Annotated in this window: 12 protein-coding genes and 1 pseudogene; 8 read left to right on the plus strand and 5 right to left on the minus strand. The window is 62.6% G+C overall.

What is annotated here, in order from left to right; all coding sequences use genetic code 11:
• Nucleotides 1–108: 108 nt before the first annotated feature.
• A complete protein-coding gene (locus CGX12_RS01130; protein ID WP_094038053.1) occupies nt 109–579 on the plus strand; it encodes a GlcG/HbpS family heme-binding protein in 471 nt (156 codons plus the stop codon).
• Here CGX12_RS01130 and CGX12_RS01135 read toward each other — a convergent pair.
• Complete coding sequence (locus CGX12_RS01135; protein ID WP_094038054.1) at nt 560–3,532, minus strand: sensor domain-containing phosphodiesterase; 2,973 nt, start codon at nt 3,530–3,532, stop codon at nt 560–562. The genes CGX12_RS01130 and CGX12_RS01135 overlap by 20 nt on opposite strands.
• 171 nt (nt 3,533–3,703) lie before the next feature.
• Here CGX12_RS01135 and CGX12_RS01140 point away from each other — a divergent pair, with 171 nt between their 5' ends.
• Both CGX12_RS01140 and CGX12_RS01145 read left to right on the plus strand, forming a co-directional pair.
• The gene (locus CGX12_RS01140) at nt 3,704–4,123 is read left to right on the plus strand and encodes a YeeE/YedE family protein (RefSeq protein WP_094038055.1); all 420 of its coding nucleotides are present in this window, start codon (nt 3,704–3,706) and stop codon (nt 4,121–4,123) included.
• A gap of 2 nt (nt 4,124–4,125) precedes the next feature.
• Nucleotides 4,126–4,569, plus strand: a complete 444-nt coding sequence (locus CGX12_RS01145; RefSeq protein WP_094038056.1) for a DUF6691 family protein — start codon at nt 4,126–4,128, stop codon at nt 4,567–4,569.
• 378 nt (nt 4,570–4,947) lie between these two features.
• Here CGX12_RS01145 and bcp read toward each other — a convergent pair whose 3' ends face one another.
• Entirely contained in the window at nt 4,948–5,415 is a 468-nt protein-coding gene (gene bcp, locus CGX12_RS01150) for a thioredoxin-dependent thiol peroxidase (protein WP_094038057.1), read from the minus strand.
• Between the two features lie 17 nt (nt 5,416–5,432).
• Entirely contained in the window at nt 5,433–5,960 is a 528-nt protein-coding gene (locus tag CGX12_RS01155) for a glycine cleavage system transcriptional repressor (protein WP_094038058.1), read from the minus strand.
• Between the two features lie 130 nt (nt 5,961–6,090).
• Here CGX12_RS01155 and dapA point away from each other — a divergent pair, with 130 nt between their 5' ends.
• From dapA to CGX12_RS01180, 5 genes are all read left to right on the plus strand, one after another.
• Nucleotides 6,091–6,978, plus strand: coding sequence for a 4-hydroxy-tetrahydrodipicolinate synthase (gene dapA, locus CGX12_RS01160; protein WP_094038059.1), 888 nt, complete (start codon nt 6,091–6,093; stop codon nt 6,976–6,978).
• Between the two features lie 4 nt (nt 6,979–6,982).
• A complete protein-coding gene (bamC, locus tag CGX12_RS01165) occupies nt 6,983–7,975 on the plus strand; it encodes an NlpB/DapX family lipoprotein (protein ID WP_254918174.1) in 993 nt (330 codons plus the stop codon).
• Between the two features lie 102 nt (nt 7,976–8,077).
• The gene (locus CGX12_RS01170; protein ID WP_094038061.1) at nt 8,078–10,426 is read left to right on the plus strand and encodes a DNA polymerase II; all 2,349 of its coding nucleotides are present in this window, start codon (nt 8,078–8,080) and stop codon (nt 10,424–10,426) included.
• Nucleotides 10,427–11,501: 1,075 nt separating this feature from the next.
• Nucleotides 11,502–12,065 carry a hypothetical protein gene (locus CGX12_RS01175; protein WP_142995559.1) on the plus strand — a complete coding sequence of 188 codons (564 nt, stop codon included), beginning with the start codon at nt 11,502–11,504 and terminating at the stop codon, nt 12,063–12,065.
• Between the two features lie 5 nt (nt 12,066–12,070).
• A complete protein-coding gene (locus CGX12_RS01180) occupies nt 12,071–12,487 on the plus strand; it encodes a type II toxin-antitoxin system YafO family toxin (RefSeq protein ID WP_094038063.1) in 417 nt (138 codons plus the stop codon).
• A gap of 60 nt (nt 12,488–12,547) precedes the next feature.
• On the opposite strand, the gene CGX12_RS19785 is transcribed toward CGX12_RS01180, so the two are convergent.
• Complete coding sequence (locus CGX12_RS19785; protein WP_368073546.1) at nt 12,548–13,819, minus strand: restriction endonuclease subunit S; 1,272 nt, start codon at nt 13,817–13,819, stop codon at nt 12,548–12,550.
• Nucleotides 13,820–13,825: 6 nt separating this feature from the next.
• Nucleotides 13,826–14,022: pseudogene (locus CGX12_RS01190) on the minus strand (ISAs1 family transposase); the annotation flags it as partial.

Genomic DNA, 14,022 nt, shown 5'->3' on the forward strand with positions numbered 1-14,022 from the left:
CCGCGACCGCTGCTTGCCGCCAACCTTTCCAACTTGTAATGCGGCGGCAAGGTGGCGGCAAGCGAGGGGGGCTATAGTCGGCTCCTCATTCACAGCGGAGAACGAACGATGAAAAAATACCTTGCCCTGCTGGCCCTGGCCGGCCTTGGCGCCCAGGCGCAAACCCTGGACACCGCCGTGCTCGACACCGACACCGCCCAGCAGCTGGTGACCGCCGGCCTGAACCAGTGCGCCAAGGACGGCTACCACGTCACGGTGGCGGTGGTGGATCGCTCGGGCGTGCTCAAGGCACTGGCGCGCCACGAACAGGCCGGTCCCCACACGGTGGAAAGCGCGCGCAAAAAGGCCTTTACCGCCGCTTCCATGGGGGGGGTGACCGCCGAGCTGGCCAACAACATCGCCGACAAGCCGGCGCTGTTCGGCCTGCGCGAGATGCATCCGGACCTGCTGATCCTGGGCGGCGGCGTGCCGGTGCGGGTGAAGGAGCAACTGGTGGGCGGCATCGGCATCGGCGGGGCGCCCGGCGGCCACCTGGACCAGGCCTGTGCCGAGGCCGCGCTCAACGCCGTACTGAACTAGGCGCCTGCTCCGCCAGCCAGGCCATCAGTTGCGGCTCCGGCATGGGGCGGGCGCGCAGGTAGCCCTGGTAGGCCGGGCAGCCGAGCTCGGCCAGGCTGGCCAACTGCTGCTCGGTTTCCACCCCTTCCGCCACCACCGTCAGTTTGAGGATGGCGGCCAGCTCCAGCAGGCAGGCGATGATGGCCTTGTCCTGGGGGCGCTTGTCGATGTGCTGGATAAAGGAGCGATCCAGCTTGATCTCGTCCACCGGCAGTTCCCGCAGATAGGCAAAGGAGGAATAGCCGGTGCCGAAGTCGTCGATGGACAGCCCCACGCCCAGGGCCTTGATCTGGGACATGCGGGCCCGGCTTTCCTGCAGGTTTTCGAGGATCACTCCCTCGGTGACTTCCAGCGTCAGTCTGTTTCTGCCGGCGGGGTATTGTTGCAGCAGGGCCGAGAGCCGGGTGACAAAATCCGGGCTGTGGAAATGGCGGGCGCTGATATTGACCGAGACCCGGCCGGGCTGCAGGCCTGCTGCCTGCCAGGCCTGGATACGGGCACAGGCCTGCTGCAATACCCAGTCGCCGATGTCGCAGATGAGCGAGGTTTCCTCCGCCACCGGAATAAAATGTGCCGGCGGTATCGGGCTCCCGCCGGGGGGATGCCAGCGCAGCAGGGCTTCCAGCCCCAGCTGGCGGTCGTCGTCCACGCCCAGCTGGGGCTGGAAGTGGAGTTCCAGCGCCTGATCCTTCAGCGCCTGCTGCAGGGCATTGGACAGACCCAGCCGTTCCTGCACCTCGTCGGCCATTTCCTGGCTGAAGAACACATGGCTGCCGGGGGCGATGCGCTTGGCCATGTGGTTGGCGGTGTCCGCCTGGCGCATGTACTCCTCCAGCCCCAGGCCGGCCACCGGAAACAGGCTGATGCCGAGGCTGGCGCTCAGGTGCAGGCGCAACTGGTCGAGCTGGAAGGGCAGCAGGAACTGCTCGCGCAGGGCGTTGGCCAGTTGCTCGGCCCGGGTCTTGGCCGCCGAGTAGCCGTGGCCCAGGTTGGGGCACAGCAGCACGAATTCGTCGCTGGCGATGCGCGCCAGGCTGGCGCCCTCGATCTGTTCGGCGAAGAGCCCCAGGCGCTCGGCCACCTGCACCAGCAGGGCGTCGCCGAGGGCGTAGCCGAGGGAATCGTTGATGTTCTTGAAATCGTCCAGGTCGAGCAGCAGCAGGGCACCCCGGCTGGCTTCGTGTTCGGCCAGGGCCACCGTATGGGCGATATGCTCGACCATGAAGCGGCGGTTGTGCAGGCCGGTGAGTTCGTCGAAATAGGCCATCTGTTCGATGCGCTGCTTGTCGGCCTTCTGTCCGGAAATGTCCTCCACGCAGCACACATAGTGCACCATACCGAGACCGTCCCGGACCTCGGTAATATGGATATTGACCGCCAGCTCCCGGCCATCCGCCCGGCGCAGCCGCTGCTCTCCCTGCCACTGGTGTCGTTGCTCCATGGCCTGGACGATGGCGTCCACCGTGGCGGTATGGGGATCTTCGGCCCTGAACTCGAGGGCGGAGCAGCCCACCAGCTCGTCCCGGCCGTAGCCGCTCATTTCGGCGAAAGCCCGGTTGGCCTGCTGGAGGCGCAGCCGGTTGTCGGTGATGAAGAGCCCCTCCTGGGTTTCGAAGGCGGCGGCCGCCACCATCAGGGCTTCCTGATCCCGCCGGCGCAGCAGCTCGGCCTTGACCCTGGGCTCGAGCTGCTCGAGCAGGGTCTGGATGGCGGCGCCGGCTGCCAGCGGCCGCTTGAACAGCAGCACCACCAGTCCCACCGGTTTGTGCTCCTCATCCTTGAGCGACAGGCCGATATAGGCCTGCAGGCCCTTTTCCCGCAGCAGGCTGTCTTGCGGGAACAGCTCGGCGACATCGCGGGGGTAGATACAGATGCGGCTGTCGGTGTCATGGCTGAAGGTGCAGGGGGTACCGGCCAGCGGGTAACTGAAGGGCGGCTGGAGCTGTCCCCCTTCATAGCAGGACAGCACCCGTACCTTGTCCTGCCGCCGGTGCTGCAGCCCGACCAGGGCCAGGTCGGCGCCGCAGAGTTCGGCCAGTTGCAGCATCAGCTGGTTAAAGAAATCCTGGCCGGTGTGGCGGCACAGCAGGGGGATCAGGGACGAGATATCCGTCGCTGTGCCATCGGCCGGTACGGTCTCGGCGGGGGCGGCGACAAGCTCGGCCAACCGGCCGGCCAGGGCGGCGGCAAACTGCAGGTCCGAGGCCGCCAGCGGCGCCCGGGGGCGGGCGTATTCCAGGCTGACGAGGCCGGCCACCTTGCTGTTGGCCGGCAGGGGCACGTCCAGCCGGTGCTGGATGCCGTCCTTCGCCAGGTAGTCGAAGGCGCCGAGCAGGGGCTGCTGGGCGCAGTGGCTGTAGCTCAGGCCGCCCCGCTGCTGCAGGGTGCGCAGGTAGCGGCGCTCGGCCCTGACCGGATGCAGCAGAAAGGGCAGCCCCTGGCTGTAAAGCGGGCGCAGCAGCTCTTCTTCCGGGTAATGGCGCCACAGGATGATCCTGTCCGCCTGCAACTGGTTGAGCAGGGTGTCCATCAGTGCCGGCAGCCTGGCCGAGAGGGGGGCTGGCTGGTGCCAGCTCTGCTGCAGTTGCCATTCCATCAGGCCGAGGGCGTCCTGGTGCTGGAACTGGCCCATGTCGGCGCTGAGCAGCCAGCCGTTGGGCTCGGTCGGAGCCAGGTGGCATTGCCAGCGCCGTCCTCCTATGGTCAGGCCGATGCTGGCCGCGTGCCCTGCGGCGCACAGTTGTTCCAGTTGCCGGCGCTCAAGGTCACCGAGCTGGCTGAGCAGGGAGCGCTGGGGATCGGGAAGCGGAATATCGGCAGGGGGCAAGGGGGTCAGCGGATAGAGGCAAAACTGGGGATCCAGCCTGAAAAAGCACAACTGGTGCCGGGTCCTGTGGAATGCAGGCAACTGCATGATACTGAGAGTCCTTGTGAGTGCACGCTTGCCGAATGGGCATCATATTGACGACTGGCGGCGGTGTTGTAAATAACGGGGCAGCGACGAGCTGGTTGCCTTTACATTAGTTATTGCTAAATAAGGTGGGTGTTGTATCATTAGTTCATACTAATTTAATGGAGTGACCTGATGACCATAGTGAACTTCACCCCCTGGACCGCCCTGCTGGGCGGCCTGCTGATCGGCGGCGGCGCCCTGCTGCTGCTGATCGTGGGCGGCCGCATCGCCGGCATCAGCGGCATCGTCGCCGGTATCGGCGCCCAGCCCGACAAGGGCTGGCGTATCGCCTTTGTCGCCGGCCTGCTGCTGGTGCCCTTTGTCCTGTTCGGTAGCGGTCTGGCCGAGGCGCCGTCTCTGGAACGGTTTTCGGTGCTCAAGTTGGTGCTGGCCGGCCTGCTGGTAGGCCTGGGCACCCGGCTGGGCAACGGCTGCACCAGCGGCCACGGCATCTGCGGCATGGGCCGCTTTTCGCTCCGCTCAGTAGTGGCGACCCTGGTATTTATCGCCGCCGGTATCGCCACCGTCACCCTGCTTGGCTGGGGAGGTTGATCATGTTGATGCTGATCGCGTTGTTGTCCGGCGGCCTGTTCGGACTGGGCCTGGTGGTGTCCGGCATGATAGATCCGGCCAAGGTGTTGGGGTTTCTCAACCTGTTCGGCGACTGGGATCCCAGCCTGGTGCTGGTGATGGGCGGCGCCCTGGCCGTGTTTACGCCGGGCTATTTGCTCTGGCGCAAGGGCCATGACCGCTGTGTGCTGGGTACCGAGCTGCCCAAGGTGCCGGCGCCGACCATCGATGCGCGGCTGGTCGGCGGGGCGCTGATCTTCGGCATCGGCTGGGGCCTGGCGGGGATCTGCCCCGGACCGGCCATCGGCCTGGCGGGCAGCCTGCAGTGGCAGGCCGGACTCTTTATCGCCGCCATGGTGGCCGGCTTCTGGCTGGCGGGGCGCCTGACGGCAGCGGGAGGCACGGCAGCTGGAAGCGGGAAGCCGTAAGCCTGACTTTTAGTCACAAGTTTTTGTTGACTTTAGATCAGCAAAACATCGGTCAAAGTGCACAGCTCCTCCGGCACGCCGTAAATCCATCCCTGGAGGCTCCGCCGCGCCCTCCCTGGCGCGGAGGGCCGGCGGAGCTGCGCCCTTTGTCCTCTCTATCGCCTCGCAGCCGCCGGTTGGCACCACCTTCAAGCAGCATCGGAGCTGGAAAGAGGCAACAGGGATTGCCTCCGCCGACCGTCACATGCCAGGGACGGCATGTGCGAGCCTACATGGACGTACTTGCGGCGTGTCGGCGGAGGTAGCCCTGCTGCCTCTTCCCTGCGCTGAATCAGACGGCCGGACTTGTGACCAAGAGTCAGGCTTCCAGCTTCCAGCCTACGCCTGGTTCAGGTAATCCAGCACCACCTGGTGGTGATCCTTGGTCTTGAACTTGTCGAACACCCTGACCACCTTGCCGGCCTCGTCGATGAGGAAGCTGATGCGGTGGATGCCGTCGTACTCCTTGCCCATAAACTTCTTCGGCCCCCAGACCCCGAAGGCGTCGGCCACGGCGTGATCCTCGTCGGACAGCAGAGTGAAATTGAGGTTGTCCTTTTCCTCGAACTTCTTGAGCCGGGCCACCGGGTCCGGGCTGATGCCGAGCACCACCATGCCCAGAGCGTCAAGCTCCGCCCGGCTGTCGCGCAGGCCGCAGGCCTGCACCTTGCAGCCGGGGGTCATGGCCTTGGGATAGAAATACACCAGCACCTTTTTGCCCCGGAACTGGTCCAGGCTGACCGGTGCGCCATTCTGATCGGGCAGGGTGAAGGCCGGGGCCTGGCTGCCTTCGGGAAGATAAGTCATCTGCGCTTTCCTGTGGGTTATTTGCGTTTAAGGCGAAAGCTGTGGCGTTCGCACTCCAGCTCCCGGCACAACTGAGAGAAGGTGTCTTCCGCCTCGCCATCGGCCAGCCGTTCGGGGAGGTTGAGCTGGAAATGGGCGCTGAACTTTCCTGCCTCGTTGCCGGACAGGGTCTGGCTCTGCATCGCCTGGATGTCCCAGCCCCGGTCGCTGAAGAACTGGGTGCAGCGGTTGACGATGCCCGGCCTGTCGGCCAGCACCATTTCCACGTCGGCGCTCAGGGCGTAGCTGGGCTGGCTCAGCACCTGGGTGCGCTTCATCATGGTGATAAGCTCCTGGCTCTGGCCAAACAGGGGCAGGGTGGTCTCGAGCCGGGTGATCTGGTTCCAGCTGCCGGACAGCAGCAGGATGAAGGTGAACTCGTTGCCGAAGATGCCGAGCCGGCTGTCGACGATGTTGCAGCCGCAGTCGGTGACGTGGCGGGCCACTTCGTTCACGATACCGGGTCTGTTTTCGCCTATGGCGGTCACCACGAGATGATGGGTCATCGGCGGTCCGAAAGATCAGTGGAAGAGAGCGGCCATGGTAGCACAAATCGAGGGGGGCTCCAGCGCCTCTCTTGTATTCCTGTGGTGTCGCCACTACCATACGAGCACTTGAAACCTAACGGGATTTTCCATGTTCAGCGGCAGCATAGTGGCCTTGATCACGCCGATGACGGCAGAGGGTGAAGTCGACTTTTCCAGCCTGCGCCGGCTGGTCGACCATCATGTGGCCTGCGGCACCGGCGCCATCGCCGCCATGGGCACCACCGGCGAGTCGCCGACCCTGAGCACCGCCGAACACCTGGAGGTGGTGCGGGCCGTGGTGGAGCAGGCCGACGGCCGCATCCCGGTGATCGGTGGCTGCGGCTCCAACAACACCCGCCAGGCCATTCGCCTGAGCCGGGCCATGGAGGAGATGGGGGTGACGGCGGGGCTGTCGGTCACGCCTTACTACAACAAGCCGTCCCAGGCCGCGCTCAGGGCCCATTACACCGCCATCACCGAGGCCAGTGGCCTGCCCCAGATCCTCTACAATGTGCCGGGCCGCACCGGTTGCGATCTGCTGCCGGACACCGTGGGGCGGCTGGCGGAACTTGCGGCGGTGATCGGTATCAAAGAGGCCAGCGGTCGGCTCGAGCGGGTCAGCCAGCTGAAGGCCTGTTGCGGTGACGATTTCCTGCTGTTCAGCGGCGACGACCACCTGGCGCTCGATTTCGTGCGCCTGGGTGGCCATGGGGTGGTGTCGGTCACCGCCAACGTGGCACCGGCCGAGATGGCGGCCCTGTTCAGGGCCGCCCTGACCGGCGACTGGCCGGAGGCCGAGGCCATGCAGCGGCGGCTGTTGCCCCTGCATCAGGCCTTGTTTTGTGATACCAATCCCATACCGGTGAAATGGGCCTGTGCCGAGCTCGGGCTCATTGCATCACCAATGCCGCGTTTGCCCTTGATCCCCCTGGAAATGTCGGGGCGGGAGCAGGTGAGGGCAGCGTTAGTCAAAGCGGAGTTAATAGGGCGTGGATAAACCTTTGAATGCAAGAAACATGGTAGTGGGCCTGTTGGCCATCAGTGTGCTGGCGGGCTGCAGCAACCCGGAAACCCGCAGCCAGGCCAATCGCGGCTTCGACTACGAGGGCGAACGCCTGAGGAGCATCCCGCTGCTGATCCCGGGGGGGCTGGAAGCCCCTGCCTTCAACAACGACTACGTGGTGCCGGCCCTGTCCGACGGGGCCCAGCGTGGCGTGACCGGCCGGGAGCTGGACATCCGCCCCCCCACCCAGGTGTTGCCCCTGGTGCGTGGCTCCGAAGCCATGGACGGGGGAACCGGGCTCTGGTTTTACCAGCAGCGGCTGGATCAGCCGCTGGAGCAGGAGCTGAGTCAGGCGCTGGAGGCGTTCTTCGCCGCCCAGAAGGCGGACTCCGGCCGTGACGGCCAGGGCTGGCAGAGCAACGGCCGGCCCATCGGCAATGCCGATCAGCGGTTTGGCTGGCAACTGGTGCCGGACGCGGTGCGGCGAGCGGTGGCGGTGCAGGTGAACCTGGTGGGAAGCGAGGGCCTGGCCCAGGATCGGCAGCGGGCCGAGGCGGCCATGCTCAATGCCTTTTCCCTCTCTTATCAGCGTGAGCTGACCCAGCAGCAGGAGCGGCTGGATCGCAGCCCCATCACCCTGGAGCTGGATCAGCCCCAGGGTCGCCTGCTGGCCGCCGAGGGCTATGATCGCACCTGGAAACGGCTGGTCACCCTGCTGCCCCAACTGGGCTTCAAGCTGACCAACCGGCAGCAGGCGCTGGGTTACGTGGACGTGGACTACGACGGCCTGAGTGCCTCCAAATGGCGTGAGCTGGGTCTGCCGGAGCTGGACATTCCCGAGCGGGAGTACCGCATCCAGCTGGGCGATCTGGGCAATCAGAGCAGCATCACCCTGAGCGACAAGGACAGGATACCGGTGTCGGCCGAGGTGCTGGGCGGGTTCGCCGCGACCCTGGGCGAGGCCTTCCGGCGTACCGATCTCATCCGTTAAGGCGAACCTGTTGCCACCGGATAGAAAAGGGCCGTCAGGCCCTTTTCTGTTATCACGCCCGTCACAAGGAGATCCCTCCTTGTTCTTCCTTATAATGGGTCCATGAACCAGATAGAACAGGGTTTTATCCTCAGCCGCCACAGCCGGGATGTCCAGGGACACACCGAAATCTGCTATTGGCTCTGCACCGAGCAGGGCCCGGTACGGCTGCTGCTGGCCGGCGAGCGGCCGCTGTTTATGGTGCCGGTGGCGGAACGGGAGCGGGTGACGGGCCTGCTGACGGCAGCGGGTATCGACTCCCAGTGGGCCGAGCCCGGGCTGCAGAGCTTCGAGCACCAACCGGTGGCGGTGCTCTACTTTCCCACCCTGGCGGCGCACCGGGCGGCGGCCCAGTGGCTTCGCCGGGAAGGGGTGACGGTCTACGAGGACGATTTCCGCCTGCACGAGCGTTTTCTGATCAGCCGCTTTATCCGCGGCAGCCTGGCCTTCACCGGCCAGGAACAGCGGCGGGACGGCTACCGCCAGTTGGTCGGTGCCCGGCTCAAGGCGGCCGACTGGCGCCCGCGCTTTCGGGTGCTGTCCCTGGACATCGAATGCTCCGCCCGGGGCGAGCTCTATTCCATCGGCCTCTACGGCGAGCAGCTTGCCCGGGTGCTGATGATAGGCGAGCCCGAGCCTGCCGATACCGACATCCGCTGGCTGGCCGACGAGCCGGCCCTGCTGCGGGCGCTGGAGCAGGAGATCAACGCCCATGATCCGGATATCCTCATCGGCTGGAACCTGGTGGGCTTCGACTTCCGCACCCTGCTGGCGCGAGCGGCCTGTCACCACCTGAAACTGCGCCTGGGGCGGGGCGGCGAGGTCGCGCACCTGCGGGAGCAGAGCCTGACCGGCCAGGTGTTCCTCACCCTGCCCGGGCGGGTGGCCATCGATGGCATAGAGGCGCTCAAGACCGCCTGCTACCAGTTCGACAGCTTCAGCCTGGAATCGGTGGCCCAACAGCTGCTGGGCCGGGGCAAGCAGACCGAGGACGTGGCCAACCGGCTGGCGGCCATCAGCCGGGATTTTCGCCACAACAAGCCGAAACTCGCCGCCTACAACCTGGAGGACTGCCGCCTGGTGTGGGACATCTTCGAGCAGACCCGGCTGCTCGATTTCCTGCGCCTGCGCAGCCAGCTTACCGGCCTGGAGCTGGACCGGGTCGGCGGCTCGGTGGCCGCCTTTACCCAGGTCTACCTGCCCCACCTGCACCGGGCCGGCTTCGTGGCCCCCAACCTGCCGGCGGGCGGCGGCCTGGCCAGCCCCGGCGGCTATGTGATGGACTCCCGGCCCGGCCTCTACCGCCATGTGCTGGTGCTGGACTTCAAAAGCCTCTATCCCTCCATCATCCGCACCTTCCGCATCGATCCCCTCGGCCTGGTGTTGGGCCTCGAGGAAGAAGACGCCATTCCCGGTTTTCGCGGCGGGCGCTTTTCCCGCCACCACCACTTCCTGCCCGCCATCATCGAGCGGCTGTGGCGGGAGCGGGATCAGGCCAAGCGGGAGCGGGACGGACCCCGCTCCCAGGCCATCAAGATCCTGATGAATTCCTTCTACGGGGTGCTGGGCTCGGGGGGCTGCCGCTTTTTCGACACCCGGCTGGCGTCGTCCATCACCCTGCGCGGCCACGAGATCATGCAGCAGAGCGCGCGCTGGATCGAAGGCGAGGGTCACGAGGTGATCTACGGCGATACCGACTCGGTGTTCGTGCTGCTGGAAGGCGATCACGACGAGGCTTCGGCCAGCCGCGAGGGACGGCGGCTGGCGGCCCTGGTCAGCGGACGCTGGCGGGAGAAACTGGCCGCGCAGCTGCAACTGGAGAGCTTTCTCGAACTGCAGTTCGAGAGCTATTTCGCCCGCTTCCTGATGCCCACCATCCGGGGACGGGAGCAGGGCTCGAAGAAACGCTACGCGGGGCTGCAGCTGAAAAACGGCGTGGGCGAGCTGGTGTTCAAGGGCATGGAAACGGTGCGCTCCGACTGGACGCCCCTGGCCCGGCAGTTCCAGACCGAGCTGTACCGGCTGGTGTTCGCGGACCGGGATCCCAGCGACTTTATCCGCCAGACCCTGGCCCAGACCCTGGCCGGCGAGCGGGATGCGGATCTGGTCTATCGCAAGCGGCTGCGCCGGCCCCTGGCCCAGTACGTGAAATCCCAGCCGCCCCAGGTGCGGGCGGCGCGCCTGGCCGACGAGCACAACGCCCGGCGGGGCCTGCCCCTGCGCTACCAGCACAAGGGCGTCATCCGCTACCTGATCACGGTGAACGGGCCAGAGCCCGAGGAATACCGCCTGTCGGCCATCGACTACCAGCACTATATCGACCGCCAGCTGAAGCCGGTGGCTGACGCCATTCTGCCCTTCGCGGGCCTGAGTTTCGATGCCCTGAGCGGGCAGCAACTGGGGCTGTTTTAACGAGCCAGGGAGTGGACAGGATAACCCCTAGCGCACCGATCAGTTTAAAAATCGGCCAATCAGCTATTTGTTGTCTGTTGCAACGTAGAGAAGAGTCAACAGGGCCACCTCCGCCGACACGCCGCAAAATATGACACTCGCTGTTTCGGCCTGCTGCGAACATTCACTGGATGTTCGGTCAGGCCGAAACCGCTCGTCGCGGCGAGCAAGCTAGCCCCCTGTAGGCTCGCACCTGCCATCCCTGGCAGGTGACGGTCGGCGGAGGCCATCCCTGTTGCCTCTTCCAAGTTCCGGCGCCGTCTGAAGGCGGTGCCAACAGGCGGCAGCGGGGGCGATAGGGAGGACAAAGAGCGCTGCTCCGCCGGCCCTCCGCGCCAGGGAGGGCGCGGCGGAGCCCCCATGGATGGGTTTACGGCGTGCCGGAGGAGGAGTGCCCTTTGGCTGACAGCCTGCATCTCGTCAGAAGCCATCGACGCCTCCGACAAAGGGGGGAGACGCGTTGCCTAAGTTTTAAACTATATGGCGCTCTAGCTCGCGAGACGTTGAACAGGCTCTTATATCTCTCCCACCGCTTTTGATACTTTCGCCGTTGATGTTGGTGCTCAACATAGAACGCCGTCCAGGACAAGTTCAGGTGGTATGGCTGGCACCTAAATAACTGATCCTAATAGTGCTACATCGACCGGGTCCCACGCGCAGACACGCCGTGAACCCATCATCCATGGGGGCTCCGCCGCCGATGTCGCGGAAACAGCTCTTGCCGCCGTGCTGCGACTTGCCACTGGCAACTCGGTCGCGGCGCCAAGAAGCTGTGCCAGACCCTTCGCGCCCCCCTGGCGCGAAGGGTCTGCTTAGCGGAACCCGGTCGCTGCCGGTAGTGATCTACCATTCGGAACCGTTATTTAGAGATTATTTTGGAAACACTTTACCACCAAAACGCCGGTCGTAGTTAAAGAGGCTCGCCGTTGTGGCTGCTATCCTTGGCTTATGGCCGCGCTGGCGTATAATGTGTGGCTCAGTAAACGGGTAAATTACACAATTTGTTTTTAACCTGTTGATTATTAAGAGGTTTATTGTGATAGAGATACTGACCGCTGCGAGTCTCTCGCTATGCTTAACCGGCATCAAACAGGATGCCCACCAGCTGATAAAGGTGGGAAATCAGGTTGTGGGTGCGGCAGACTCTTCCATGCAGACAGCCTCACCCGCAGTGCCAGCCCAGCAGGCGCTGGCTGATGACGTCGTTAACGCCGCCGGCGCCCTTCAATCAAAGCTTTCTGTGCTGGCTGCAAGAGTCGCTGACATGGACGATATAGATGAGTCCGAGCTTGATGCCGCGCTCAAGCTGGTGTCCAGCGCTGCTTTGCAGTTTGCCGGCCAGGTTGAATACATACAGACCGAGCTGGAACTCAATGCCAATCCTGAAGCGAGCATGGCGGATACGACCGTGCTGAACTCGATTATAAGAGTGCGTAATCAGTTTGAAGACCTCTATGTGGTGCTCAAACAATTCAGGGAAGATGACCCATTGGAATCCGGAGCATTTTTTGCCAGCAAAGACCAAGCGTTGGCGGTGTCTGTAAAAGGGCTGATGGCCTTGGGCTTGAGTGGCGATGAAGCCAGAGAGCTGGTCCACTAAGCTGCATGTCTGCCAGCATTGTTTTGCCTTCTGTTGAACTGCACGTTTCCCTGATTGAAGCGCTTGGCCAGGAAGAAGCCGAGCGCCTGAAAAGTCTCTTTTTTGCCTACAAGGCAGATCACCGGCCAGAAACCTTTGGCAGAGACGTCCCCTTTGACTGGCCTGCTTATGTCGCCCAATCTGAACTCCGGCATATTCATCTGCTTTCCGATGAGCAGATTACACGCTACAAACGATTGGGTATTCGCAGGCAAATTAAACAGACCAGTGATGTGTTTCTGGTTTACGTCCAGCATCTGACCCAACGACATCGCTATTTATTGATAGCCGTTATCCCCGAACCGGCCCATGAGCGTTGTCGTCGTCAGCTGACCAGACTGCCGGGCTATGCCGATATTGCCGAAGCGTTTCATTCTTCCTGAGGGTATTCAGGCGCAGGGCAAGAAAAAGCCCCGCACTGAGCGGGGCCTGGAAGAGAGCTATCAGGCCAGTGCCTGGTCCACAATGGCATCGGTCAGGTGCACCTGGGTTTGTTGTGACTGCCGTAGCTTGTCCTTGAGCTGATCGCAGAGGGCCATCAGCTCATCGACCTTGGCGACGATACGATGTTGTTCATTGAGTGGGGGGATGGCAGTCGGCATCCTTCTGAAATCACTAACATTTACTCCAGGTAGGGCGACACCTTTAGTTTCGCCAGTCATCCACCCTTGACCAATAGGAGAATCAATAATTAATCGAATGAAGTGACGGCTAACTGACTGGTGTATAGAGAATCTCAATACATGCTGGGTAATGTTCCCGCCCGCTAATTGATGAGGAACAAATGCAGTTTTCCCTAGTGTTGCGCCATCTTTTGCTATTAATAAATCACCTTCCGATAGAGTCGTCTTCGTGAATTTATCTGCGCGTTCAAAAGAGCACATGGCTATATCGCCTGTAGATATTTCTCCATCAATCATATCTTTAATGCGAACAGTAGGCACTCCCTTATCAACCCATACCGGCTTCAATATTCCATAGGTGATGATAGTGTTTGGATTGCCAATATCATTGCATTGACACCACTCCCACCCTTCCGGTAGTTCAAACGGCTTTTCATCCTCACTGATTTCCGGCAGTGGCTTCTGTTTTTTGATCTTCTTCTCTTTAACCAGCCGGTCTTTTTCCGCTGCGATACGCTCCAGCAGCACTGAAGCGGGTTCGTCGTTCGGGTTCTGGCGCACCAGCTTACCCATAACAGCCAGTTGCAGTATGGTCTGCTTGAGGGCGTCTATGCTTCGCTCGGTGGTGAACAGGGTGTCGAAGTGCCCGGCGATTCTGGCCCAGTTCTGCTGCAACTCGTCGGCGTCGGCGCTGTTAGTCAGGGTAGCCAGCAGGGTATCGACCAGGGTGGCATGAGCCTCTATGCTGGACTCGGTCTGCTGCTCCAGCTGATCGCAGAGGGCCATCAGTTCATCGACTTTTTGGACAATGCGCTGTTGCTCCTTTAATGGCGGGAGCGGAACAACTAATGAATTAACAGCACTTGTGCTAAGTTCGACCTGCTTTGTGGATCCTGATACAAGAGACTTTTCATCAGTCGGCTCAATTCTTTTTTGAACTGAATGCGAGGAAATGTAAGTGTTTAAGAACAGGCTGCTAGTAAGAAGTGGCCGGATTACAGTGACGTGAGAGTCTGCAACCAGAGAGTTTGGCTTTATGTTAGATAATACGTCAGGGTGAGAGCGTGAACATTTTGTTAAAAACCAAGGTATTCATGCTCACTGCGCCGCCATCGCCCTCAGTCCCGCTGCCAAGACCTGATCCAGATAGTCTGTGTTCATGCTGGCTATCTTCTGCTTTCGCCGGATGCTGGCTTTCTTCGTCGTTTCTGCTCGCAACATATTCAACGCCAGGTGACGCATGCAAGACAGAATCTCAGCCGCTTCACCTCGATAGATGGGGCAAGCATCTTCGT

The organism is Zobellella denitrificans (assembly GCF_002237365.1).
In the GTDB taxonomy this organism is placed as follows: Bacteria; Pseudomonadota; Gammaproteobacteria; order Enterobacterales; family Aeromonadaceae; genus Oceanimonas; species Oceanimonas denitrificans.